This is a genomic window from Pseudomonas monteilii (assembly GCA_001534745.1).
Classification (GTDB): Bacteria; Pseudomonadota; Gammaproteobacteria; order Pseudomonadales; family Pseudomonadaceae; genus Aquipseudomonas; species Aquipseudomonas alabamensis.
This window is the reverse complement of sequence record CP013997.1, coordinates 4,423,145-4,446,144: the sequence shown is the minus strand read 5'-3', so window position 1 is coordinate 4,446,144 and position 23,000 is coordinate 4,423,145. Positions and strand designations below refer to the sequence as shown.

The following is a 23,000-nucleotide window of genomic DNA, read 5'->3' as shown; positions in this document are numbered from 1 at the left end:
TGGAAAATGCATCTAATCGGAGCGCTCACTGTTTACTTAAGCACGCCTAGATAGTTATCTATGAGCAGGATTGCTTTATCTGAAAGGGTTTTTTCTCAGGGTTTTCTGAAAATCATGTAGTCCATTTCCCAAATCACCTCTACGGGAAAACATTTCATGCGTCGTCTGCTAGCTTCCTTGGTTTGACACGGGAGTTCGAAATGCTTTGCAACGAATCGTTTAGTGGTGTGCTGGGCACTCTAGCAGGCGAACACGGCGGGCAAATGATTGACGAGCGCGCTATCAATGAGTGAGTGGGGAGCAAGCGACTGTGTACTGTTTGCCTTGCTTGGCTCAGCAATGCTGTGCGCGATAGGCATGTCTATAGAACTCTACGTCGCGAACTCAAAGCACTATAGCGTCATGCTGCTTTCATTCGAAAACAGTGCAGGCCTGAGGCTTTACTTACGTCTATGGGGAAGCCGGACGCTAAGGGCACGCTTCTGGGTGGTCTCTGCCATGGCGGGCGTGATGGTCTATCACCGATATGCGATAAAAAGAGGTATTCTCGATGCGGCAGACATGAAAGCGTTTCCGAAACGTTTAAGGCGAATCATGCAGGTCTCGTCGTGGCTGCTGTTCGTAGGCTTTGGGGGTTGCACTTTTTTGGTAAGCGTACTGACCTACCTGTAGCCTGCTGGATTGCAACTGGTTTCTATGTCTTAAGCCGGCTGTGTCGTCAATGCTTAAGTGGAAACTGAAGTCGAACGTCTGCCTGAGTAGTAAAGTGTTGGATCGTTTCACGGTCACGCTGGTCTATCAATGCAAGACAGCAAGGCTGGCTCGAGTTCCATAGGTCGGTTTAGCTAGGCTGTGAAGCTCAGCTTCTCAGTATTTCTGAAAATGGTGTAGTACATTTCCCAAATCAAACCCTCCTTGTAAAGAATTCTTCTAAGTCTGCTAGTTTCCAGTGTTTCGCACAGGGAGCTCGCACATGACGCGCGTGATTCTGGACGGCAAAGGCCAGGCCCTTGACGGAGATCACACCACAACAAGCGCCGTTTGCATCGCCAGTGGCAGATCTTATCTAGCAGGTGGCCAGAACGTCCTGCGCGAAGGCGACACCACGACCGAGTGCCCGGAATGTGGCGAGCCTGGCGTCGTCGTCGAAGGTTGTCCGCATTTTCTCAGCGACGATCGCATGGTCGCGACCGACGGAGCGCTGGTGGCGTGTGGGTGCCCGTCCGGCGCCAATCGAGTCGTCGCGCCGTTGCACGAGAGCCCTGGTAACGGGCGGGCGTCCAAGGAAAACACCGCCAATGCGGAGTCAACCACCTCCACCTCCACCTCCACCTCCATCCCTCAATCCCTACAGCCTCGACTGTCCCAACCTGCCTCCCTTCAACCGACATCTCCCGAACCCATGTTCGTCGCACCACTGGGCACGCTCGAGCCGGGTTTCTTCATCGTTCCGCGCAGCATGTCCGGTCCAGACGTTCTGTTCTATCTGTCGGACCGGCAGTTGAAGATGCCCATCGAGTATGTAAAGCGGCTGAATCCCACGTTCGACGAAGGCTTCAAGGCAGGCGAGATGTTCGTGCTGGCCGATCCCGACAGTCAGCAGGCGTGTAGTCGGATGGAGGCGCAATTGATGGCTGCGGCGGAAAACGTACGGCGACACGTGTCTTCGCTGAGTGTCGAGGAGGCGGACTTCATGACGCGCAACTTGCCGGAAATCGCTGCACTGTTGGGCAAGGCGAGTAGCGCCATGGGCGTGGTGGAGGCGATGGCGAGAAAGATTCTGGACGATGTTTCGCGCAGTCTGAATGCGTTGTCGCAGTTGCACAAGGATGAGTTTAACCAGACAGGGAAACTTCAAAGCCAGGCGTTCTTTGATCAGCGTAAAGCAATACTCAAGGATCTGGAAGCTCAGCTGAAAGCCGGGTTTTTGAACAAGCGCATGGAGCTTGGAAGCTATGACACGCTACGCCGTGATCTGGGCATTTCCTCGAAAAGTCTTGTGCATCACTGGAGTAAGGCAGGTGTGGCGGGTGAGATACCGGGCTATGCAACGCACATGGATAAGGTGTCAGCGATGGGCAAATATTTGAATGCAGGAGGATATATCGGCGTCGGCATAGGTGGTGTTTCGTCTGCGCTTAAAATAAAAGAAGTTTGCGCTGCTGGGCGCGATGAAGCTTGTAAGAAGATAACAATCACCGAAGCTTCAAGTTTCGGTGGCGGTTTTGCTGGGGGCGCAATGGGTAGCAGGCTATCAACCCTAGCTGCTGGCAGACTGTGCCTCAGTGTTTCACCAATGCGCACCCTTGTCTGTAGCGTGGCTGTCGTAGGTGCAGGCGCTTGGACAGGTGCTTCGGTAGGGACGCGGGCAGGTGAACACCTGGGCGACTACGCAGGAGAGGTTATCTATGATCATACATTTATTGACTGATTTTCTACATTCGCTTTGGGGGTTGGCCTTTGTTGCAGCACCCTTCGTCTTTATCGTGATCGCGCTAGGGGTTGATGTGCATATTATCTTGTCAGGCAATTTCGATAGCATGCTGCGTGCATTGGCAAGAAGTCCAGCGTTGCCAAGCTTTAATAAGGTATGGCGTGGAAACAGTCTGCGGTCGAAGGTCATGCTTATTTCTATGGTCAGCGCATTATTCATATGGCCTAAGTACTTTATTAAAAGAGGGTGGCTGGACGTGCAAGATTATGACGCCTTTCCGGCAAGCTTAAGGCGCAAGATATTGATCTCCTCATGGCTCAATACAATCGGATTTGTATGGCTCGTCCTGGCAGGCGGCGCTGTGAAGATTACGCGACTATGAGCGGCAGCCAAGCGCTAGTCGTTTGACGATGCGTTCGAGCTAAGGCCCGCTTGCCAAACCACACACCTGCAAAATCCTTGTGCATTCTCCCCCTCCCCACGGTCCGATCTTCGACGCCTGTCGCGCCCAGCCCTGCCTTGAAGGATCCCCCATGCAGCTGACCGAAAAACAGAAGATGCTCAGTGGCCTGCTCTACCGGCCGACCTGCCCGGAACTGCTGGCCGAGCAGACCGCCAATGCCCAGTGGATGCAGCACTACAACACCAGCGACGTGGCCAATCAGGACCTGCGCAGCGGGCTGCTCGATGCGCATTTCGCGGCGGTCGGCGAGGCGGTGACGATTCGTCCGCCGTTCTACTGCGACTATGGCTACAACATCAGCGTCGGCGCGCGCAGCTTCCTGAATTTCGGCTGTGTGATCCTCGACGTGCTCCCGGTCCATATCGGCGAGGACTGCCACATCGGCCCAGGCGTGCACATCTACACGGTCGACCATCCCCAGCAGGCCGGCATTCGCCGTACGGGACTGGAAAGCGGCAAGCCGGTGACCCTCGGCAACAACGTCTGGATCGGCGGCGGGGCGATCATCCTGCCCGGCATCACCATCGGCGATGACGCCGTGGTCGGGGCGGGCAGCGTGGTGACCCACGACGTGCCGGCCGGGACGGTGGTCATGGGCAATCCGGCCCGTGTCCGGGCGGCGGAAGACGCGTAGAGCCGCCCGTGGCCTGTGCCTTGCCATCGCGTGCCTGACAGCCGAAGATGGCCGCCTCACTGCCCGTGGATGTGCCCGATGTCTCCCTCGTTCCAGCCTGATCTGCTCCGTGCGAGCCTGGCGCCCCTGGCCGAGGGGCAGCCCTTGTCCAGCGATGCCGAAGCCTACCGTCGCTTCTACAGCCTGGGGCTGCCGGGGCAGAGCTGGCTGGGCGGTTTCACGGTGGCGGGGTTCGAGCTGGTCGGGCAGGTCTGGCTGCCGGCCGCTCCGGTCAAGCCGGCCGGCACGGTGTTCATCCTGCATGGCTTCTACGACCACATGGGGCTCTACCGGCACGTGATCGAGTGGGCGCTGGCACGCGGGCAGGCGGTGATCAGCTGCGACCTGCCGGGTCATGGCCTGTCGAGCGGTGCCCGCGCCAGCATCACCGATTTCGCCATCTATCAGCAGGTCCTGGACGGCTTGCTCGACCAGGCGCGGCGGTTGGGCTTGCCACGGCCCTGGCATGTCTGCGGGCAAAGCACGGGCGGTGCGATCGCCATCGACCATGTGCTGCACCAAGGGGATTCGAGCCCGATCGACGGGCAGGTCGTGTTGCTGGCACCCCTGGTCAGGCCCTCGGCATGGCACCGCTCGCGGTTGAGCTACAGCGTGCTCCGGCACTTCGTCGACGGCATCGACCGTCGCTTCACGGCCAACAGCAACGACCCTGCCTTCCTGCCGTTTCTCCAGGCCGACCCGCTGCAACCCCGCCGCCTGCCCACGGCCTGGGTCGGTGCGATGTTCAACTGGGTCAAGCACATTGAGGCCGCGCCCAGCAGCCTGCGTACACCCTTGATCATCCAGGGCCAGGCCGACGCCACGGTGGACTGGGCGTACAACCTCAAGGTGCTCAAACGCAAGTTCGAGGGCGCACAGGTATTGATGCTGCCCGAGGCGCGGCATCATCTGGTCAACGAACTGCCTGACATCCGTGAGCGCTACTTCACCTTCATCGGTCAGCGGTTGGGCTGATCAGCGCAGGTCGCCGGTCGCCTGACCGACGGCCAACCCGGCACGGATCGCTGCCAGGGCGGCCTTGTAGTACGCCTGGCCGTCGCTGGACTCGGCGAAGGTGGAGAACGCTTCGAGTTCTTCGTCCGACAGGTCCCGGTAGACGTACAGCAGGGTATTGGGTAGGTCTGCGCCGATCTGCTGCATCAACCGCTGCCGCTGCCCGTCCAGCAACCCTTGCGCCTGGCCGCCCCCGAACAGCCCAGGGATCATCGAGCTGAGGCTGTCGGCGGCGACCCCGGCGATGGCCAGGCTGACTTCGGCCCCGGCTTCGCGGGCGGGCAGGGCATCGATCAGGTGACCGATGGTCAACAGACGATTGTCGCTGGCCTGAACCTTGGGCAGGCCTTGGGCGTTCTGGGCCAACTGGTCCTTGCGCGTGGCCAGCAGTTCGGCGGCGACGATCTTGCGCCCCAGCGGCGACTCGAAGAAGGCCAGGGCGGGCGCCGGATCGGGCAGGTTGGCGCGCAGCTGCGCCTGGGCGCGCTTGTCCATGGCCTGGGGCTGAAACCGCTGGCTGCTGTTGGTGACCAGCGCCTGGTACACCGCCGGAGGAAGGCTGTCGCGGTAACGCTGCTGGGCGGCGTCCAGCGCATCGGTGAAATGCGCGCGCTGCTCCGGCCAGCCGGCCGCCTTGTACAAGGTGTCGAGGCTGTCGGCCCAGGCAGGCGTGATGCAGATCATCAGCAGGAACGAGTAAAACACGCGGCGCATTCAGGACTCCTGTCGGCAGGGCGCTATTGTCCGTGGCACGGCCCGGCTTTGTCGAGATGTCCGCGTGCGGTGCCGCCAAGTAGCACTGTCGGTTTACCTGGCTTCTGGATACTATGCGCGGCATGCACATCTCTCCGGATCACCCCACCCTTTCGCTGATCGTCGACGACCTGGTCGAACACGGTTGGTCGCAGCAGCAGCTGCCTGTGACACTCGACCTGCTCGAGGGGCTGGCGTTCGAGTGCAGGCAACGCGCGGCCGACGGAGCGTTGCTGCCTGCCGGCGTCGGGCGCGGTTCGGCGCAAGGCGTGCGCGAGGGGATTCGGGGCGATCAGATCCAGTGGATCGAGCCCGGCCAGTCGGCCGTCTGTGACCAGTACCTGGACGTGATGGACCACCTGCGCCAGGCGCTCAATCGGCACCTGTTCCTGGGGCTGGAGGAGTACGAGTGCCATTTCGCCTTGTACCCGCCAGGCGCCTTCTACAAGCAGCACCTGGACCGTTTTCTCGACGATGATCGACGGATGGTCACCGCGGTGCTCTACCTGAACCAGGACTGGCAGCCTGCACAGGGCGGCCAGCTGCGCATGGTGCTGCCCGGCGGCAGGGAGCACGATGTGTTCCCGACGGCAGGGTGCCTGGTGGTGTTCATGTCGGACGCGATTCCCCACGAGGTGCTGCCCGCCACGCGCGACCGTCTGTCCCTGACCGGTTGGTTCAGGCGACGCGGCCAGGAGCCGTTCTGAGGCCGGGGGGCGTTCCTGTCCTCGGCGCCCCTGGCGCGCGTCACTGCTCGGCGGTGACCTCCAGCGGCACCTTGAGCCACTTCTCTTCCAGCGCTGTCAGTCGACCGTCGGCCTTGATCCGCTGCATGGCATTGGTGACGGCCGACTCGAAGGCCGGGTTGTCCTTCTGGAACGGAATGGCCAAGGCCTGATCGCTGTAGGGCTGACTGACGTCCACGGCCGAACCCTCGGTCGCGGCTGGCTTGGCCTGGTTCAGGGCCATGTCGTACTTGCCGCTCTCGATGCCGCTGAGCACAGCGTCTGCCGGCGCTTCGATGATCGAGGCGCGCACGTCCAGCTCCTGGGCCAGGGCCTGGCCCAGCTCGACCTCGAAGCCCGTCAATCGCTGCGCCTGCTTGAAGGCATACGGCGGAGTGTCGGCCTGCACGGCGATACGCAGCTCGCCCCGGTCATTCACTTCGTCCAGCAGTTCGGCCTGCGCCAGTGGACTGATGAGCGTGGTCAACAGCAAGGCTGTGGTCAATCGCATGAGAAGGCCCCTTCATGTTCGGCAAATAGGTGACGGTTGCCGAGGCTTTTTATCCTTCGCCCCGGTCAAGCGCTGGGTCTGACCGCAAGTTGAGCGCAATGTTTGAGGGCGAGCACGGGTTTTTTGTCCAGGCGTGAGCGGAAGATTACCCTAGGGGTGAGGCAGACGGGCGGATAGGGAGGCGAGGGCAGGCCGATCGGCATCGGCGGTAGAGCCTGAACGACGAAGGGCCGGGGGTCATCGACCGCCCGGCCCTTCAGGCAACCCCCCCATGCGAGGGGGTGCGGATCAGAACAGTACGCGCGAGCGGATGGTGCCCTTGACCTGTTGCAGCTTCTCCTGCGCCAGGTCGGAGTACTCGGCATCCACGTCGATCACCACGTAGCCGACTTTCTCGTCGGTCTGCAGGAACTGGCCGGAGATGTTGATACCGTTGTCGGCGAAGACGCGGTTGATCTCGCTGAGCACGCCCGGGATGTTCTCGTGGATGTGCAGCAGGCGGTGCTTGCCTGGGTGCGCCGGCAGGGCCACTTCCGGGAAGTTGACCGACGACACCGAGGTGCCGTTGTCGCTGTACTTGACCAGCTTTTCCGCCACTTCCAGGCCGATGTTGGCCTGGGCCTCGGCGGTCGAGCCACCGATGTGCGGGGTCAGGATCACGTTGTCCAGGCCACGCAGCGGGCTTTCGAACTCTTCGTCGTTGGAGCGCGGCTCGACCGGGAACACGTCGATGGCCGCGCCGATCAGGTGCTTGTCCTTGATCGCGTTGGCCAGGTGCTCGAGCTCCACCACGGTGCCACGGGCGGCGTTGATCAGGATGCTGCCTTTCTTCATGGCGCGGATCTGCGCCTCACCGATCATCCACTGGGTGGACGGCAGTTCAGGTACGTGCAGCGACACGATGTCGGCCAGGCCCAGCAGCTCGTTCAGGCTCGGGACCTGGGTGGCGTTGCCCAGCGGCAGCTTGGTCAGCGGATCGTAGAAGTAGACCTGCATCCCCAGGCTCTCGGCCAGCACCGACAGCTGCGTGCCGATCGAGCCGTAACCGACGATGCCCAGCTTCTTGCCACGGATCTCGAACGAGTTGGCCGCGCTCTTGATCCAGCCACCACGGTGGCACGAGGCGTTCTTCTCGGGGATGCCGCGCAGCAGCAGGATGGCCTCGGCCAGCACCAGTTCGGCGACCGAACGGGTGTTGGAGTAGGGTGCATTGAACACGGCGATACCGCGCTCACGGGCCGCGCCCAGGTCCACCTGGTTGGTGCCGATGCAGAAACAGCCGACCGCGACCAGCTTCTTCGCGCAGTCGAAGACCTCTTCGGTCAGCTGGGTGCGCGAGCGGATGCCGATGAAGTGTGCATCGGCGATCTTTTCCTTGAGCTCGGCCTCTGGCAGCGAGCCGGTGAGGTACTCGATGTTGCTGTACCCGGCAGCCTTGAGAGTGTCCACTGCGTTCTGGTGGACGCCTTCGAGAAGAAGGAACCTGATCTTGCTCTTGTCGAGAGAAGTCTTGCTCATCTGCGTAAACCTGTGTCCCGGAGATAGAAAATGGCAGGGAGGTGAAGCGGCGCGGCATCGGCCTTAGCACGAACAGCGGGAGCGCAATGCTAGCATACGCGACCTACTCTGAGCCGATTCCGACAGGTGAAGCGTGCTCAGGCTGACCATGAATGTTTCGAGAGTTCGGCCCGGCCTCCGCTTTCACATCATCGCAAGCAAACCTCCCACAGGCCTCGTGACAGTCGTTCACCGACGCCACTCGCCTGCGCGAAGGTGATCAAGCCCGTACTCGATCCGGACGGCTCGAATCCGGGTAAGATCTTCGCTCCCGAATGACAGCCGCGTCGGCACAGGAGTCAGCAATGAGCTACAAGCACGCGTACGTGGACGGCACCCCCATCCATTTTCCGCTGGGCAAAGTGGTGTGCATCGGTCGCAACTATGCCGAGCATGCCAAGGAGCTGAACAACCCGGTGCCGAGCGAGCCGCTGCTGTTCATCAAGCCCGGCAGTTGCACGGTGCCGTTGAACAGCGGCTTCCGCATCCCGACCGAACGCGGCTCGGTGCACTACGAGGCCGAGATCGCTGTCCTGCTCGGCAAGTCGCTGTCGACCCAGCCCAGCGAAGAGGAAGTGCGTGATGCCATTTCCGGTTTCGCGCCGGCCCTGGACCTGACCCTGCGCGACCTGCAGGCCAGGCTCAAGGAGAAGGGCCTGCCCTGGGAGCTGGCCAAGAGTTTCGACGGTGGCTGCGTGTTGCCGCCGTTTTCCCCGGCCAGTGCCTTCGGTGACCTGACCGACATCGGCATCCGCCTGAGCATCAACGGCGAGGTGCGTCAGGACGGCAGCAGCGCCCTGATGCTCAACCCCATCGTTCCGATGATCCAGTACATGGCCGCCCACTTCTCGCTGCAGGCCGGCGATGTGATCCTGACCGGCACGCCAGCCGGTGTGGGCCCGTTGAACGTCGGCGATACGCTGGTGCTGGAGCTGCCTGGCGTGAGTCGTTTCGAGAGCCGGGTGCTCTGACGTCCCCTTGGGCGGTGACGGCCCGCGTTCGTCACCGCCTGCCTCCCTCGGCCGTGGCCGATCGCCGGTTTTGCCGTTTTTTTCACATCGTTTGCGGATAATCGCGCGGCAGACTTCTCGCGCCGGCCGCGCGCCGCCTCTTCGGCAAGCCTCCAGGAACATGTCCATGCCCGTTTCCACCCGTGCCCTTTCCTCGTCCAAGCCCAAGGCGCGCGTCGGCCTGCGCTGGCCGCTCGGGCTGGGGCTCGCGGCACTGGTCGCCGGCGGCCTGGCAGTGACGATGCACTGGGACGATCGCGCCTTGCTGTGGGCCAAGGAGTACTTCGAAAGCCCGGCAGAGCGCCAGGAAAGCACCTGGCTGCCCGATTACCACGTCGACATCGACGCCAAGGTCCTGCCAGGCATGGAGGACGACGAAGCGTCCGACCTGGCCTACGACCCGGCCACGCGAACGCTGTTCTCGGTCATGGGCAAGAACCCGTTCCTGGTCCAGTTGACCCTGGACGGCGAGGTCCTGCGCAAGATTCCGTTGGTGGGCTGGAGCAACCCGGAGGGCGTCGCGGTACTGGAGGACGGCCGCCTGGCCATCATCGACGAGCGCCGGCACGACCTGGTGGTAGTCCGGGTCGACGCGAAGACCACCTCGCTCGACCGGGCCGACTTCCAGGCCCATGACCTGGGCGACGCAGACAAGGGCAACAAGGGCTTCGAGGCCGTCGTCTGGGATCCGCGTCGGCAACGCCTGATCGTCGGTGAGGAGCGTCCGCCCCGGCTGTTCGCCTGGAACAGCGACGGGCATGGCAACTTGGTGGGCGAAAAGTACCCGCTGCCCAGCGACCAGCTCGACCTGCGCAACCTCTCGGCCACCGGCATGGACCCGCGTACCGGGCACCTGCTGGCGCTGTCGGCCAATTCGAACATGCTGCTGGAGCTCGACGAGCACGGCGAGCAGATCAGCTTCATGACCTTGCTGGGCGGTTTCAACGGCCTGCAACAGACGCTGCCGCGCGCCGAAGGCGTGGCCATGGACGAGCAGGGCACGCTGTACATGGTCAGCGAGCCCAATCTGTTCTATCGCTTCAGCAAAGACTGACCCTATCATCAGATTCTACGGATGATGGCATTAAGCTTTATTTCAGCAGTCGTGGTTAGATTCGCCTTTCCGAACTCGAGTCTGACTTTCCATGCGCCGTCTGTCCCGCCCTTTGCTGCTGCTTGCCGGTCTTAGCCTGCTGGTCCTGATCTTCACTGCACAGGAGTTTCGCCTGTTCGAACGGGGCTGGTTCAACGTCAAGACCTGGTGGCGACCGGCCGAGCAGGGCATGGCCTTGCAGCATTATCGCGTTGCCGTGGAAGGCAAGGTCATCGAAGGCCTGGACGACGACGTCTCGGCGCTGACCTACGATCCCGATCGCAAGACCCTGTTCACGGTGACCAACAAGCGTTCCGAGCTGATCGAGCTGTCATTGGACGGTCGGATCCTGCGGCGCATCGCACTGGTCGGCTTTGGCGACCCGGAGGCCGTGGAGTACGTGGGGCGCGACAGCTACGTGATCACCGATGAGCGCCAGCAACGGCTGATCCAGGTTCGATTGCAGGACGCTACGCACACGCTCGACGCCAGTCAGGCCGAGCAACTGACCCTGGGCATCGGCCTCAATGGCAACAAGGGGTTCGAGGGTCTGGCCTACGACTCGGCGGGCAAACGGCTGTTCGTCGCCAAGGAGCGCGATCCGATGCTGATCTACGTGGTCCAGGGCTTCCCGCACCGGGACCCGGCACAGCCCTATGCCGTGCAGGTGGCCCAGGACCGCAAGCGCGATGCCCGGTTGTTCGTGCGTGACCTGTCGAGCCTGCAGTTCGACGAGCGCAGCGGCCACCTGCTGGCGCTGTCCGACGAGTCCCGGCTGGTGATCGAGCTGGACGAAGAGGGCAAGCCCCTGAGCACCCTGTCGTTGCGTCGAGGGTTCCAGGGGCTGAAGCAGACCGTGCCCCAGGCCGAAGGCATCGCCATGGACGAGCGCGGCACCTTGTACCTGGTCAGCGAGCCGAACCTGTTCTACGTGTTCGAGCCCGGCCAGCCTTGACGGCCAGCCCCTGGCGCCCGAAAGCGCCCAAGGGCAGGCGCCACGGGGTCAGGGCGTGTTCGCGCGCAGCGTGCGAACGCCGTCCGCGGTGCCCAGCAGCAGGACATCGGCAGGCCGCGCGGCGAACAGGCCGTTGGTCACGACGCCGACGATGGCGTTGATGTCACGCTCCAGGGTCACGGGGTCGGTGATCTGCAGGTTGTGCACGTCGAGGATGACGTTGCCGTTGTCGGTCACGACGCCTTCGCGGTAGACCGGATCGCCGCCCAGCTTCACCAGTTGGCGCGCGACATGGCTGCGGGCCATGGGGATGACCTCGACCGGCAGCGGGAAGGCGCCCAGCACGGGGACCAGCTTGCTGCCATCGGCGATGCAGATGAAGGTGCGGGCAACCGCGGCGACGATCTTCTCGCGGGTCAGGGCAGCGCCCCCGCCCTTGATCAGGTTCAGGTGCTCGTCGCTTTCGTCGGCGCCGTCGATGTAGAACTCCAGCTCGCTCACGGTGTTGAGTTCATAGACCGGAATGCCATGGCCCTTCAGACGGGCTGCCGTGGCTTCGGAGCTGGCGACGGCGCCGTCGAAGGCGGTCTTGTGCTGGGCCAGGGCGTCGATGAAGCAGTTGGCGGTCGACCCTGTGCCTACGCCCAGGATGCTCTTGGCATCGAGCTTGGGCAGGATGAGATCGACGGCGGCCTGGGCGACGGCCTGTTTGAGTTGGTCCTGGGTCATGCGGGCTCCGGTGAGGCAAGCGTCTGTCAAAGTCGCTCATTATAGCGCCACGCGTCGGTAAAACCTCGGCTTTGCGATGGTCGCGCCGGCGAACGCTACGGTAGACTGCCCGCTCTCGTCCCGTGACCAGTGATGCTTTCCCGATGCTCGAACAGTACGTCAAGAAGATCCTCACCTCGCGCGTCTACGATGTCGCCGTCGAAACGCCCCTGCACCGTGCCGGGCAGTTGAGCAAGCGCCTGGGCAACGAGGTCCTGCTCAAGCGCGAAGACCTGCAGCCGGTGTTCTCCTTCAAGATTCGCGGGGCCTACAACAAACTGGTCCAGCTGAGCCCCGAGGAACTGGCGCGCGGCGTGGTCACCGCCTCGGCGGGCAACCATGCCCAGGGCCTGGCCCTGGCGGCGCGGGAGCTGGGCATCAAAGCGACCATCGTGATGCCCAAGACCACGCCGGAGATCAAGGTCGAGGGTGTACGCTCCCGGGGCGGCAAGGTGGTGCTGCACGGTGACTCGTTCCCCGAGGCGCTGGCCTACTCGCTGAAGCTGGTGGAAGAAAAAGGCTACGTCTACATCCACCCCTACGACGACCCCCACACCATCGCCGGTCAGGGCACGGTGGCCATGGAAATCCTGCGCCAGCACCCAGCCCCTCTCGATGCCATCTTCGTGCCGGTGGGCGGTGGCGGGCTGATCGCCGGAATCGCCGCCTACGTGAAATACCTGCGCCCGGAGATCAAGGTCATCGGCGTGGAACCGGACGACTCCAACTGCCTGCAGGCGGCCATGGCGGCGGGCGAGCGCGTGGTCCTGCCCCAGGTCGGGCTGTTCGCCGACGGCGTGGCGGTGGCGCAGATCGGCCAGCACACCTTCGAGATCTGCCGTCACCATGTCGATGAGGTGATCACCGTCAGCACTGACGAGATCTGTGCGGCGATCAAGGACATCTACGATGATACCCGCTCGATCACCGAGCCTTCCGGGGCACTGGCGGTGGCGGGCATCAAACGTTATGTGGAACTCAAAGGCGCCGTCGGGCAGACCCTGGTGGCGATCGAGTCGGGCGCCAACGTCAACTTCGACCGCCTGCGCCATGTCGCCGAGCGCGCCGAGCTGGGTGAGCGTCGCGAGGCGATCATCGCGGTGACCATCCCCGAGCGACCAGGCAGCTTCAAGGCGTTCTGCGAGGCGATCGGCAAGCGCCAGATCACCGAATTCAACTACCGCTACCATGCCGCGGGCGAAGCGCACATCTTCGTCGGCGTGCAGACCCACCCGGACACCGACCCGCGCGCCGCCCTGGTCCGGCACCTGGGCGAGCAGGGCTTCCCGGTGATCGACCTGACCGACAACGAACTGGCCAAGCTGCACATTCGCCACATGGTCGGCGGGCATTCGGCCGGTGCGGGCGACGAGATGGTGCTGCGCTTCGAATTCCCCGAGCGGCCGGGTGCGCTGTTCAACTTCCTCGACAAGCTGGGCGGGCACTGGAACATCTCGATGTTCCACTACCGCAACCACGGCGCCGCCGACGGGCGCGTGGTCGCGGGCCTGCAGGTCCCCGAGGAGGAGCGCCATCTGGTGCCGGATGCCCTGGCGAAGATCGGTTATCCCTACTGGGACGAGACCGACAACCCGGCCTATCGGCTGTTTCTTGGCTGAATGAAAAGCCCTGCCACTCCGCGAGGCCGGACGCCATGGACCATCTGACCTGGCTCAACCGTGTGCATGCCGTGGCCATGGTGTTGCTGGTCGGCAGCGCGCTTGGCCTGGCGTATGCCGCAGTATGCGCAGGCCGTGCCGATCATGAAGGACGGCCGAAGCGCTGGCCGTGTGTGCTGGGCGGGTTCGTGCTGCTGGTCAGCCTGGCCGTGCTGCCGTTCACCGGCTGGTGGCTGGTCCATCTCAACGGCTGGCCGCTGGGCCAGACCTGGATCCTCGGCTCCAGCGTGCTCTATGCCGTCGTGCTGTGTAGTGTGAGCGGGTGGTACCTGTGGCGCCCGCAGCGGGCGGGCACCAAGCGGGTATTGGCCGTGGGCCTGCTCGGGTGCTGCGTGGCAATGGCCGTGCTGACGGTGATGCGACCGGTGTGAGGGGCGGGCACTGATGGATCTGGGTGGGGCCTGTTAGCCCGGCGTGGCGGATCTCACGGCTCCTGCGGAGCCGATCGCGGCACAGGGGCCGCTCCCACAGATGACCGCCATAACCTGCAACCCCGCGGTGGGGCTACGGGTGAGCGGCCCCCGTGCCGCGATTGGGCCCGCAGGGTCCACAGGGTGTGTAAGCGCGATACCCCGGCCTCACCCCCTCAGCGAAATGATCTCCCACCCCCGCCGCTCGGCTTCCGCCCGCAACGCCGGGTCCGGGTCCACGGCCACAGGGTGAGTCACCCGTGCCAGCAGCGGCAGGTCGTTCATCGAGTCGCTGTAGAAGTAGCTGTCCTCCAGGTCATGCCCGTTCTCCAGCATCCAGCGCTCGAGCCGTGTCACCTTGCCTTCACGAAAGCACGGTATATCGGTACTGCGTCCCGTGAAACGGCCGTCCTGGCGCTCGCATTCGGTGGCCAGCAGCGTCCGGACCCCCAGGCGCCGGGCGATCGGGCCGGTCACGAAACGGTTGGTCGCGGTGATGATCACCAGCTGGTCGCCCGCCTCGCGGTGCTGCTGCAGCAACGCCAGGGCCTTGGGCAGGATGATCGGCTCGATGCAGTCGCGCATGAAGTCCTGGTGCCAGTGCGCCAAGGTGGCCGGCTCGGTCACGGCGAGGATCTCCAGGGAAAAGGCCAGGTAGGCTTGCAGGTCGAGGGTCCCGGCCAGGTAATCCTGGTAGAACGCATCGTTGCGGCGCTTGTAGGCGATCGGGTCGAGTAGGCCCCGTGCGCAGAGGTAATCGCCCCAGGCATGATCGCTGTCGCCGCCGAGGAGGGTATTGTCCAGGTCGAATAAAGCCAGGCGCATCGCAGTCGCTCGCAACGTCTTCGGGTGAGACCCCGCAGAATACGGAGTTTCCAGGTCGCTGCACATAAGCGGGCGGGCGCGTTGCTGCGCTCGCCGGCTTTGTGGAACAATGCCTGAACATGCGTTTGCGAGGTTGCTGCCGTGATCGACCCGGATGGTTTCCGCCCCAATGTCGGAATCATTCTCACGAATGATGCCGGACAGGTGTTATGGGCTCGACGGATCAACCAGGATGCCTGGCAGTTTCCCCAGGGTGGCATCAACCCTGAAGAGACGCCGGAAGAAGCCTTGTACCGAGAGCTCAACGAAGAAGTCGGCCTGGAACGCCAGGACGTGGAAATACTGGCCTGCACACGCGGCTGGTTGCGTTATCGTCTGCCCCAGCGCCTGGTGCGCACGCACAGCCAGCCCTTGTGCATCGGTCAGAAGCAGAAGTGGTTCCTGCTGCGGCTGGTGAGCAACGAGCAGCGCGTCAGGATGGACCTGACCGGCAAGCCGGAGTTCGATGGCTGGCGCTGGGTCAGCTACTGGTACCCGCTGGGCCAGGTGGTGACATTCAAGCGCGAGGTGTACCGGCGCGCCCTCAAAGAGCTTGCACCGCGTCTTCTGACGCGCGACTGACGACGGAGTTCGACCCCGAGCCATGCTCAATACGCTGCGCAAGATCGTCCAGGAAGTGAACGCCGCCAAAGATCTCAAGACGGCGTTGGGGATCATTGTCTTGCGTGTGAAGGAGGCCATGGGCAGCCAGGTCTGCTCGGTCTACCTGCTCGACCCGGAAAGCAACCGGTTCGTCCTCATGGCCAGCGAGGGTCTGAACAAGCGCTCCATCGGCAAGGTCAGCATGGCGCCCAACGAGGGCCTGGTCGGTCTGGTCGGGACGCGGGAAGAACCGCTGAACCTGGAAAACGCCGCCGACCATCCCCGCTATCGCTATTTCGCCGAGACCGGCGAGGAACGCTTCGCCTCATTCCTCGGTGCGCCGATCATCCACCACCGCCGGGTCGTCGGCGTCGTGGTCATCCAGCAGAAGGAGCGTCGCCAGTTCGACGAGGGCGAAGAAGCCTTCCTGGTCACCATGAGCGCGCAGCTCGCCGGGGTCATCGCCCATGCCGAGGCCACCGGCTCGATCCGCGGCCTCGGGCGTCAGGGCAAGGGCATCCAGGAAGCGCGCTTCGTCGGGGTGCCGGGTTCGCCCGGTGCGGCGGTCGGCCGTGCGGTGGTCATGCTGCCACCGGCCGACCTCGACGTGGTGCCCGACAAGACCGTCGATGACATCGACGCCGAACTGCGGCTGTTCAACACCGCCCTGGAAAGCGTGCGCGAGGACATGCGTGTCCTGTCCGCCAAGCTGGCCACGCAGCTGCGTCCCGAAGAGCGCGCGCTGTTCGACGTCTACCTGATGATGCTCGAGGACGCCGCGCTCGGCGGCGAGGTGGTGCAGGTCATCCGCACCGGGCAATGGGCCCAGGGCGCGCTGCGCCAGGTGGTGACCGAACACGTCAACCGCTTCGAGCTGATGGACGATGCCTACCTGCGCGAGCGCGCCTCGGACGTCAAGGACCTGGGTCGCCGGCTGCTGGCGTACCTGCAGGAGGCACGCCAGTCGACCCTGGTGTACGCCGACAACACCATTCTGGTCAGCGAGGAGCTGACCCCGGCGATGCTCGGCGAAGTGCCGGAAGGCAAGCTGGCCGGGCTGGTCTCGGTGCTGGGCTCGGGCAACTCCCACGTGGCCATCCTGGCGCGGGCCATGGGTATCCCGACCGTCATGGGCCTGGTCGACCTGCCGTATTCCAAGGTCGACGGCATCGAGCTGATCGTCGACGGCTACAAGGGCGAGGTCTTCACCAACCCCAGCGAGGTATTGCGCAAGCAATACGGCGAGGTGGTCGAGGAAGAGCGCCAGCTGGCCCAGGGCCTGGATGCACTGCGCGAATTGCCGTGCATCACCCCGGATGGTCACCGCATGCCGTTGTGGGTCAACACCGGCCTGCTCGCCGATGTTGCCCGTGCCCAGCAGCGCGGTGCCGAGGGCGTAGGGCTGTACCGCACCGAAGTGCCGTTCATGATCAACCAGCGCTTTCCCAGCGAGAAAGAACAGCTGGCCATCTACCGCGAACAGCTGGCGGCGTTTCACCCCTTGCCAGTGACCATGCGCAGCCTCGACATCGGCGGCGACAAAGCGCTGTCGTACTTCCCCATCAAGGAAGACAACCCGTTCCTCGGCTGGCGCGGCATCCGCGTGACCCTCGACCACCCGGAGATCTTCCTGGTGCAGGCCCGCGCCATGCTCAAGGCCAGCGAGGGGCTGAACAACCTGCGCATTCTGCTGCCGATGATTTCCGGCATCCACGAGCTGGAGGAAGCCCTGCACCTGATCCACCGGGCCTGGGGGGAGGTGCGCGACGAAGGCACCGACGTGCCCATGCCGCCGGTCGGTGTCATGGTCGAGATTCCCGCGGCGGTCTACCAGACCCGCGAGCTGGCACGCCAGGTCGACTTCCTGTCGGTCGGCTCCAACGACCTGACGCAATACCTGCTGGCGGTGGACCGCAACAACCCGCGGGTCGCCGACCTCTACGACTACCTGCACCCGGCCGTCCTGCAAGCGCTGCAGAACGTGGTGCGCGATGCCCATGCCGAAGGCAAGCCGGTGAGCATCTGCGGCGAAATGGCCGGTGACCCGGCAGCGGCGGTGCTGTTGATGGCGATGGGGTTCGACAGCCTGTCGATGAACGCCACCAACCTGCCCAAGGTGAAATGGATGCTGCGCCAGATCGACATGGGCAAGGCCCGCGAGATGCTCAGCGAGGCGATGTCCCATGACAACCCCCATGTCATCCACAGCTCGCTGCAACTGGCGCTGAAGAACCTGGGGCTGGCGCGGATGATCGGGCCTGGGGCAGACAAGACGCTCTGAGCCGTTGCTCAGACTGTCAGACTGACATCCCCCTGTGGTGCGCCCAAGGGGCCATGGCTTCGCTCGATCACCTGTCGTCGCCCCTGTGCATCGACGATCACCACCGTTCGCGCCCGTGTGCCGTAGTGGGGGCTGGCGATGAAGGCCGTGGACAGCAACCGCTCGGTGACCAACCCTATGCCGGTGTCGGGCAGTTCGGCGTCGGGCACCGGGGTCTCGTCCGCCAGCAACGCCAGCAAACGCTCCGGCTCGGGCCTGTCCAGGGTCTGCGCCAAGGCCTCCCGCGCCCTGACCAGCTTGGGCCAGGGCGTGTCCAGCGCCGCGTTCGACAGCCCATAGACGCCGGGCGCCAGCAGGCGCGGTACACCCTCGTGGGCATGCAGATAACCCAGCGTCCTGCCATCACCGACCAGCAGGTTGAAGCCTGCATACGCGTCCGCTTCACGGGCCACGCGCTCCAGGTACTCGTGCGGCGTCAAGGCGCCTTGAAGAAACCCGGCGACCAGGTGTCCGCGCGAGCGCTGGCCGCTGGGTTGCCCAGGCTGACGGATATTGGTCAGCGCAGCGAAGCGCCCCTCGGGCCCTACGCCGAGCCAGGTACCGCCCGCTTCCAGGTCACGCCCGGCATACACACCCGGTGCATCCGCCCAGGGGCCCAGGGGCCGTGTCGGTCGCTGGTAGAACTCATCGCGGTTGGCGGCCACGATCAACGGCAGCGCCTGGCCAGGCTGCCAGGCGAATACGATCAGGCACATCGGTGAACCTCCGGGATTTGCCCTACTGTACCAGTCTCCACGCCTCCTTCCGCCCCTGCGCAGAGTTCACTAGGGCCTCGCGCCCGGCTTCCGTTACCATGCGTGCTGGTTTTCTGGAGGACGCTGCATGGAGTTCGCACTCTACCTGCTGTTGGGCGCCTGCGCTGGCGTACTGGCGGGGCTGTTCGGCGTGGGCGGCGGCATCATCATCGTGCCCGTGCTGGTGTTCAGCTTCACGCTGCAAGGCTTCGATCCGTCGATTCTGACCCACCTGGCCGTCGGTACCTCGCTGGCGAGCATCGTCTTCACCTCGATCAATGCCATCCTCGAGCACCACCGCAAGGGCGCGGTGCGCTGGCCGATCTTCGCCTGGATGACCCTGGGCATCCTCGCCGGCGCCTTGCTCGGGGCCAAGACCGCGTCACTGATCCAGGGGCCGTCGCTGCAAAAGATCATCGGCGTGTTCGCGGTGCTGGTCGCCCTGCAGATGGCCCTCGACCTCAAGCCCAAGGCACGCCGCGAGGTCCCGGGCAAGGTCGGCCTGGCAGCGGCCGGTGGCGTGGTCGGCTGGGCCTCGGCGATCTTCGGGATCGGCGGCGGCTCGCTCACCGTGCCCTTCCTGACCTGGCGCAGCCTGTCCATGCAACAGGCCGTGGCGACGTCCTCGGCCTGCGGGCTGCCGATCGCCCTGGCCAGTGCCGCCAGTTTCATGCTGCTGGGCTGGCAGGATGCACGCCTGCCCGCGCACAGCCTGGGTTACGTTTACCTGCCGGCGATGATCGGCATCGCCGTGACCAGCATGTTCTTCGCCCGCTTCGGCGCGCGCCTGGCGCATCGACTTTCACCGCGCTTGCTCAAGCGCCTGTTCGCCGCGCTGCTGTTCAGCGTCGGCCTCAGCTTCCTGTTCTGAACCAAGAGGAACCACCATGCTGCCTTACCCGCAGATCGACCCCGTGGCCGTCGCCATCGGGCCGCTGAAAATCCACTGGTACGGTCTGATGTACCTGATCGGCATCGGCGGCGCCTGGCTGCTGGCCTCGCGACGGTTGCACCGTTTCGATCCGACCTGGAGTCGGGAAAAGCTCTCCGACCTGGTGTTCTGGCTCTCCATGGGCGTGATCGTCGGCGGGCGGCTGGGATACGTGCTGTTCTACGATCTGCAGGCCTATCTGGCCCAGCCGACGCTGATCTTCGAAGTGTGGAAGGGTGGCATGTCGTTCCACGGCGGCTTCATCGGCGTGATGCTGGCTGCCTTGTGGTTCGGCAAGCGCAACAACAAGTCGTTCTTCGAGCTGATGGACTTCGTCGCGCCGCTGGTGCCGATCGGCCTGGGCGCCGGGCGCATCGGCAACTTCATCAACGCCGAGTTGTGGGGCAAGCCGACCGATGTGCCCTGGGCCATGGTCTTCCCGCCGTTCAGCGACCCGGCGCAGTTGCCGCGTCACCCCTCGCAGCTGTACCAGTTCGCCCTGGAAGGTGTGGCGCTGTTCATCATCCTCTGGGCGTTCTCGCGCAAGCCGCGCCCGACCATGGCCGTGTCAGGCATGTTCGCGCTGTTCTACGGCATCTTCCGCTTCATCGTCGAGTTCGTTCGCGTGCCGGATGCCCAGCTGGGCTACATCGCCTTCGGCTGGCTGACCATGGGTCAGTTGCTGTGCCTGCCGATGATACTCGGTGGCCTGGGACTGATCTGGTGGGCTTATAATCGTACACCGACGGCGAAACCCGCCCTTTGATTCCCACGGCAGGGGCGATCCTCCTGCCGTTTTCGTTACAGGTAGGCCATGAAACAGTATCTAGACCTGGTGCGCGACGTCATCGAGAACGGCACGCTGCAGCAGAACCGTACCGGCGTGCGCACCATCAGCTTGCCCGGCGCCATGCTGCGCTTCGACCTGCAGAAGGGCTTCCCGGCGATCACCACGCGCAAGCTGGCCTTCAAGTCGGCGATCGGCGAGATGGTCGGCTTTCTGCGCGGCGTGCGTGATGCCGGGCAGTTCCGCGACCTGGGCTGCAAGGTCTGGGACCAGAACGCCAACGAGAATGCCCAGTGGCTGGCCAACCCGTTTCGCCAGGGGCACGACGACCTGGGCGAGATCTATGGCGTGCAGTGGCGCCAGTGGCCGGGTTACAAGCGCATTCCCCTGAGCAACCCGGCGGCGATCGCCCTGGCCGAGCAGCAGGGGTACCGGCAGATCGCCCAGGACCAGGAGGACGGTCAGGCCTTCGTGGTGCTGTACAAGGCCATCGACCAGGTGCGCCAGTGCCTGGACACCATCGTCAACGATCCGGGCAGCCGACGCATCCTGTTCCACGGTTGGAACTGCGCCCAGCTCGACGAGATGGCCCTGCCGCCGTGCCACCTGCTGTACCAGTTCCACCCGAACGTCGAGACCCGGGAGATTTCCCTGACCTTGTACATTCGCTCCAACGACCTGGGTCTCGGCACACCGTTCAACCTCACCGAAGGCGCGGCGCTGCTGTCGCTGTTCGGTCGGCTGACGGGCTACACGCCGCGCTGGTTCACCTATTTCATCGGCGACGCGCACGTCTACGAAAACCACCTGGACATGCTGGGCGAACAGCTCAAGCGTGAGCCGCTCGCTGCGCCGCGGCTGGTGATCGACGAGCGCGTGCCGGCGTTCGCGGACACGGGCGTCTATGCGCCGGAGTGGCTGGAGCGGATCGAGCCAAGCGATTTCCGGCTGGAAGGGTATGAGCACCATGCCCCCATGACGGCGCCCATGGCGGTCTGATCGTGCGATTCCGTAGGGTGTTGGCCTGGTGATCAGGGGCCAGCACCTCACTGCCTGCATCGCGGGCAAGCCCGCTTTCATAGAACATAAAATATCTTGTTGATTTTAAAAGGAATAATTTCAGGATTTTGTGGGCCCTGCGGGCCCAATCGCGGCACAGGGGCCGCTCCCACAGGTGGCCGCGATAGCCTGCAACCCTGCGGTGGGACTACGGGTGTAGGAGCGGCCCCAGTGCCGCGATGGGCCGCAAGGCGGCCCTAAAATCGATTAGCAATGAAGCTTCGGATCCTGCCAGCTATCACCATGTTCTCTGCGCGACAGCGCGGCGCCAAGGCGGCGGGCGGACTCCCACAAGGAACTGAGCCGCAGCAGCCGATTGAGCTGGTCTAATGGCCCCGGACACCTCAATAGGTGAAAATACCCCTACTGAGGAGTTTTCATGACCAAGAAATACAGACAATTCGATGCTGCGTTCAAGCTGGAGGTTTGCCGGCTGATCGTCGACCAGGGCCAGAGTGTGAACTCGGTGTGCATGGATCTGAGCCTGAGCGACACGGCCGTGCGCCGCTGGGTTCAGCAGTACAAGGCCGAGCAGCTGGGTGGTCCGGGCATCGGCAAGCCGCTTACCAGTGAGCAGCAGCGGATTCGCCAGCTGGAGCAGCAGGTTCGCGAGTTGAAGATGGACAACGACATCTTAAAAAAAGCTACGGCCTTCTTTGCCCGCGAATTGAAGTGATCCACCAGCTGGTTCACCAATTGCAACGCAAGGCCTACCCGGTGGCACGTGTCTGCCGGGTACTGCGGATCAGTCGCTCGAGGTTCTACGAAGCCCGTCAGCAACAAGCCAGACCGCGTCCGGCCTGTCCGATCACTGCCCGGCTCAAGGCCACCTTCGAATCCACGGAGCGCTGCTACGGAAGCCGCCGCCTGCTCGGCGCACTGCGCAATGAGGGCATGGTCATCGGTCGCTTCAAGGTCCGCAGCCTCATGAAACAACAGGGCTTACGCCCAGTCTGGAAACGCAAGTTTGTTCATACTACCAACAGCAAGCACAGTTACCCGGTCGCCCCAAACCTGCTCAACCGCCAGTTCACGCCAGCAGGGGTCAATCAGTCTTGGGTAGCTGACATCACGTACATCCGTACCCGCAGCGGCTGGCTGTACCTGGCCGTGGTCATGGACTTGTTCTCGCGCAAGATCGTGGGTTGGGCGATGGCGCCGCACATGCGTGCCGACCTGGTATGCAATGCCCTGCAACTGGCGATTGCGCAACGGCAGCCGCCACCGGGCCTGATTGCCCACTCTGACCGCGGCAGCCAGTACGCCGGCGTTGCCTATCAGAGTCTGCTGGCGCGGCACGGCATGCACTGCAGCATGAGTCGCAAGGGGAACTGTTGGGACAACGCCGTGATGGAGCGCTTCTTCCTGAACCTGAAGATGGAGCGCGTCTGGCGCAAGGATTACGCCAATCATGGCGAGGCGATCAAGGACATCACGGACTACATCATGCGCTTCTACAACAGGACACGGTTGCACTCGACACTAGGCTACCTGGCTCCGAATCAATACGAGCTGAAGGCCGCCTGAAAATCACCGATCAAGGTGTCCGGAAAAAGTTGACCACCGCAGATATCACTGCAATGTGAAGGGGAGGTGTGGGAGCGGGCTTGCCCGCGATAGCGCCAGGTCATCCGCT

23 protein-coding genes are annotated in these 23,000 nt (G+C 63.7%); 17 read left to right on the top strand and 6 right to left on the bottom strand.

The window, feature by feature from the left end:
• Positions 1–285: 285 nt before the first annotated feature.
• The 4 genes from APT63_19040 to APT63_19025 all read left to right on the top strand — a co-directional run bounded on the left by APT63_19040 (position 286) and on the right by APT63_19025 (position 4,545).
• Positions 286–672, top strand: coding sequence for a hypothetical protein (locus APT63_19040; protein AMA47562.1), 387 nt, complete (start codon positions 286–288; stop codon positions 670–672).
• A 301-nt stretch (positions 673–973) separates the two neighbouring features.
• Positions 974–2,431 (top strand): hypothetical protein, encoded by a 1,458-nt coding sequence (locus APT63_19035; GenBank protein ID AMA47561.1) that lies wholly within the window; start codon positions 974–976, stop codon positions 2,429–2,431.
• A 536-nt stretch (positions 2,432–2,967) separates the two neighbouring features.
• On the top strand, positions 2,968–3,531 hold the full coding sequence (locus APT63_19030) for a maltose acetyltransferase (protein AMA47560.1): 564 nt from the start codon (positions 2,968–2,970) through the stop codon (positions 3,529–3,531).
• A gap of 78 nt (positions 3,532–3,609) precedes the next feature.
• Positions 3,610–4,545, top strand: coding sequence for an alpha/beta hydrolase (locus tag APT63_19025; GenBank protein ID AMA47559.1), 936 nt, complete (start codon positions 3,610–3,612; stop codon positions 4,543–4,545).
• On the opposite strand, the gene APT63_19020 is transcribed toward APT63_19025, so the two are convergent.
• On the bottom strand, positions 4,546–5,298 hold the full coding sequence (locus tag APT63_19020; protein ID AMA47558.1) for a hypothetical protein: 753 nt from the start codon (positions 5,296–5,298) through the stop codon (positions 4,546–4,548). It abuts the gene before it with no gap.
• Positions 5,299–5,411: 113 nt separating this feature from the next.
• On the opposite strand from APT63_19020, the gene APT63_19015 reads away from it, so the two are divergent.
• A complete protein-coding gene (locus tag APT63_19015) occupies positions 5,412–6,044 on the top strand; it encodes a 2OG-Fe(II) oxygenase (GenBank protein ID AMA47557.1) in 633 nt (210 codons plus the stop codon).
• A gap of 40 nt (positions 6,045–6,084) precedes the next feature.
• On the opposite strand, the gene APT63_19010 is transcribed toward APT63_19015, so the two are convergent.
• Both APT63_19010 and APT63_19005 read right to left on the bottom strand, forming a co-directional pair.
• Positions 6,085–6,573 (bottom strand): ABC transporter substrate-binding protein, encoded by a 489-nt coding sequence (locus tag APT63_19010; GenBank protein AMA47556.1) that lies wholly within the window; start codon positions 6,571–6,573, stop codon positions 6,085–6,087.
• Positions 6,574–6,861: 288 nt separating this feature from the next.
• Positions 6,862–8,091, bottom strand: coding sequence for a D-3-phosphoglycerate dehydrogenase (locus tag APT63_19005; GenBank protein AMA47555.1), 1,230 nt, complete (start codon positions 8,089–8,091; stop codon positions 6,862–6,864).
• A 344-nt stretch (positions 8,092–8,435) separates the two neighbouring features.
• On the opposite strand from APT63_19005, the gene APT63_19000 reads away from it, so the two are divergent.
• From APT63_19000 to APT63_18990, 3 genes are all read left to right on the top strand, one after another.
• Positions 8,436–9,101 carry an isomerase/hydrolase gene (locus APT63_19000; GenBank protein ID AMA47554.1) on the top strand — a complete coding sequence of 222 codons (666 nt, stop codon included), beginning with the start codon at positions 8,436–8,438 and terminating at the stop codon, positions 9,099–9,101.
• A gap of 166 nt (positions 9,102–9,267) precedes the next feature.
• Positions 9,268–10,194 (top strand): DNA-binding protein, encoded by a 927-nt coding sequence (locus APT63_18995; protein ID AMA47553.1) that lies wholly within the window; start codon positions 9,268–9,270, stop codon positions 10,192–10,194.
• Between the two features lie 91 nt (positions 10,195–10,285).
• The gene (locus APT63_18990; protein AMA47552.1) at positions 10,286–11,188 is read left to right on the top strand and encodes a DNA-binding protein; all 903 of its coding nucleotides are present in this window, start codon (positions 10,286–10,288) and stop codon (positions 11,186–11,188) included.
• Between the two features lie 48 nt (positions 11,189–11,236).
• On the opposite strand, the gene APT63_18985 is transcribed toward APT63_18990, so the two are convergent.
• The gene (locus tag APT63_18985) at positions 11,237–11,917 is read right to left on the bottom strand and encodes a ribose-5-phosphate isomerase (protein AMA47551.1); all 681 of its coding nucleotides are present in this window, start codon (positions 11,915–11,917) and stop codon (positions 11,237–11,239) included.
• Between the two features lie 143 nt (positions 11,918–12,060).
• Here APT63_18985 and APT63_18980 point away from each other — a divergent pair, with 143 nt between their 5' ends.
• Positions 12,061–13,575 (top strand): threonine dehydratase, encoded by a 1,515-nt coding sequence (locus APT63_18980; GenBank protein AMA47550.1) that lies wholly within the window; start codon positions 12,061–12,063, stop codon positions 13,573–13,575.
• A gap of 35 nt (positions 13,576–13,610) precedes the next feature.
• Entirely contained in the window at positions 13,611–14,006 is a 396-nt protein-coding gene (locus tag APT63_18975) for a hypothetical protein (protein ID AMA47549.1), read from the top strand.
• Positions 14,007–14,213: 207 nt separating this feature from the next.
• Here APT63_18975 and APT63_18970 read toward each other — a convergent pair whose 3' ends face one another.
• Positions 14,214–14,870 carry a phosphoserine phosphatase gene (locus APT63_18970; GenBank protein ID AMA47548.1) on the bottom strand — a complete coding sequence of 219 codons (657 nt, stop codon included), beginning with the start codon at positions 14,868–14,870 and terminating at the stop codon, positions 14,214–14,216.
• 141 nt (positions 14,871–15,011) lie between these two features.
• On the opposite strand from APT63_18970, the gene APT63_18965 reads away from it, so the two are divergent.
• Both APT63_18965 and APT63_18960 read left to right on the top strand, forming a co-directional pair.
• Positions 15,012–15,491 (top strand): RNA pyrophosphohydrolase, encoded by a 480-nt coding sequence (locus APT63_18965; GenBank protein AMA47547.1) that lies wholly within the window; start codon positions 15,012–15,014, stop codon positions 15,489–15,491.
• A 22-nt stretch (positions 15,492–15,513) separates the two neighbouring features.
• Positions 15,514–17,793: a phosphoenolpyruvate--protein phosphotransferase gene (locus tag APT63_18960; protein AMA47546.1), complete on the top strand. Its 2,280-nt coding sequence runs from the start codon at positions 15,514–15,516 to the stop codon at positions 17,791–17,793.
• 8 nt (positions 17,794–17,801) lie between these two features.
• On the opposite strand, the gene APT63_18955 is transcribed toward APT63_18960, so the two are convergent.
• Positions 17,802–18,548 carry a hypothetical protein gene (locus APT63_18955; protein AMA47545.1) on the bottom strand — a complete coding sequence of 249 codons (747 nt, stop codon included), beginning with the start codon at positions 18,546–18,548 and terminating at the stop codon, positions 17,802–17,804.
• A gap of 127 nt (positions 18,549–18,675) precedes the next feature.
• Between APT63_18955 and APT63_18950 the strand changes: the two genes are divergently transcribed.
• From APT63_18950 to APT63_18930, 5 genes are all read left to right on the top strand, one after another.
• Positions 18,676–19,458 (top strand): hypothetical protein, encoded by a 783-nt coding sequence (locus tag APT63_18950; GenBank protein ID AMA47544.1) that lies wholly within the window; start codon positions 18,676–18,678, stop codon positions 19,456–19,458.
• A gap of 16 nt (positions 19,459–19,474) precedes the next feature.
• The gene (locus APT63_18945) at positions 19,475–20,284 is read left to right on the top strand and encodes a prolipoprotein diacylglyceryl transferase (protein ID AMA47543.1); all 810 of its coding nucleotides are present in this window, start codon (positions 19,475–19,477) and stop codon (positions 20,282–20,284) included.
• Positions 20,285–20,332: 48 nt separating this feature from the next.
• On the top strand, positions 20,333–21,304 hold the full coding sequence (gene thyA, locus APT63_18940) for a thymidylate synthase (GenBank protein ID AMA47542.1): 972 nt from the start codon (positions 20,333–20,335) through the stop codon (positions 21,302–21,304).
• 439 nt (positions 21,305–21,743) lie between these two features.
• The gene (locus APT63_18935) at positions 21,744–22,040 is read left to right on the top strand and encodes a transposase (GenBank protein ID AMA47541.1); all 297 of its coding nucleotides are present in this window, start codon (positions 21,744–21,746) and stop codon (positions 22,038–22,040) included.
• Complete coding sequence (locus APT63_18930; protein AMA47540.1) at positions 22,037–22,891, top strand: integrase; 855 nt, start codon at positions 22,037–22,039, stop codon at positions 22,889–22,891. The genes APT63_18935 and APT63_18930 overlap by 4 nt, the downstream gene beginning before the upstream one ends.
• The last annotated feature ends 109 nt before the right edge of the window (positions 22,892–23,000 follow it).

Excerpts from the sequence above, each read along its gene's own strand:
- APT63_18995 (AMA47553.1), top strand. The coding sequence starts at position 9,268 with ATGCCCGTTTCCACCCGTGCCCTTTCCTCGTCCAAGCCCAAGGCGCGC.
- APT63_19005 (AMA47555.1), bottom strand. The coding sequence starts at position 8,091 with ATGAGCAAGACTTCTCTCGACAAGAGCAAGATCAGGTTCCTTCTTCTC.
- APT63_19030 (AMA47560.1), top strand. The coding sequence starts at position 2,968 with ATGCAGCTGACCGAAAAACAGAAGATGCTCAGTGGCCTGCTCTACCGG.
- APT63_18980 (AMA47550.1), top strand. The coding sequence starts at position 12,061 with ATGCTCGAACAGTACGTCAAGAAGATCCTCACCTCGCGCGTCTACGAT.
- APT63_19020 (AMA47558.1), bottom strand. The coding sequence starts at position 5,298 with ATGCGCCGCGTGTTTTACTCGTTCCTGCTGATGATCTGCATCACGCCT.
- APT63_18985 (AMA47551.1), bottom strand. The coding sequence starts at position 11,917 with ATGACCCAGGACCAACTCAAACAGGCCGTCGCCCAGGCCGCCGTCGAT.
- APT63_19015 (AMA47557.1), top strand. The coding sequence starts at position 5,412 with ATGCGCGGCATGCACATCTCTCCGGATCACCCCACCCTTTCGCTGATC.
- APT63_18935 (AMA47541.1), top strand. The coding sequence starts at position 21,744 with ATGACCAAGAAATACAGACAATTCGATGCTGCGTTCAAGCTGGAGGTT.
- APT63_18955 (AMA47545.1), bottom strand. The coding sequence starts at position 18,548 with ATGTGCCTGATCGTATTCGCCTGGCAGCCTGGCCAGGCGCTGCCGTTG.
- thyA (AMA47542.1), top strand. The coding sequence starts at position 20,333 with ATGAAACAGTATCTAGACCTGGTGCGCGACGTCATCGAGAACGGCACG.
- APT63_19025 (AMA47559.1), top strand. The coding sequence starts at position 3,610 with ATGTCTCCCTCGTTCCAGCCTGATCTGCTCCGTGCGAGCCTGGCGCCC.
- APT63_18945 (AMA47543.1), top strand. The coding sequence starts at position 19,475 with ATGCTGCCTTACCCGCAGATCGACCCCGTGGCCGTCGCCATCGGGCCG.
- APT63_18950 (AMA47544.1), top strand. The coding sequence starts at position 18,676 with ATGGAGTTCGCACTCTACCTGCTGTTGGGCGCCTGCGCTGGCGTACTG.
- APT63_18960 (AMA47546.1), top strand. The coding sequence starts at position 15,514 with ATGCTCAATACGCTGCGCAAGATCGTCCAGGAAGTGAACGCCGCCAAA.
- APT63_18975 (AMA47549.1), top strand. The coding sequence starts at position 13,611 with ATGGACCATCTGACCTGGCTCAACCGTGTGCATGCCGTGGCCATGGTG.
- APT63_18970 (AMA47548.1), bottom strand. The coding sequence starts at position 14,870 with ATGCGCCTGGCTTTATTCGACCTGGACAATACCCTCCTCGGCGGCGAC.
- APT63_18990 (AMA47552.1), top strand. The coding sequence starts at position 10,286 with ATGCGCCGTCTGTCCCGCCCTTTGCTGCTGCTTGCCGGTCTTAGCCTG.
- APT63_19010 (AMA47556.1), bottom strand. The coding sequence starts at position 6,573 with ATGCGATTGACCACAGCCTTGCTGTTGACCACGCTCATCAGTCCACTG.
- APT63_19000 (AMA47554.1), top strand. The coding sequence starts at position 8,436 with ATGAGCTACAAGCACGCGTACGTGGACGGCACCCCCATCCATTTTCCG.
- APT63_19040 (AMA47562.1), top strand. The coding sequence starts at position 286 with ATGAGTGAGTGGGGAGCAAGCGACTGTGTACTGTTTGCCTTGCTTGGC.
- APT63_19035 (AMA47561.1), top strand. The coding sequence starts at position 974 with ATGACGCGCGTGATTCTGGACGGCAAAGGCCAGGCCCTTGACGGAGAT.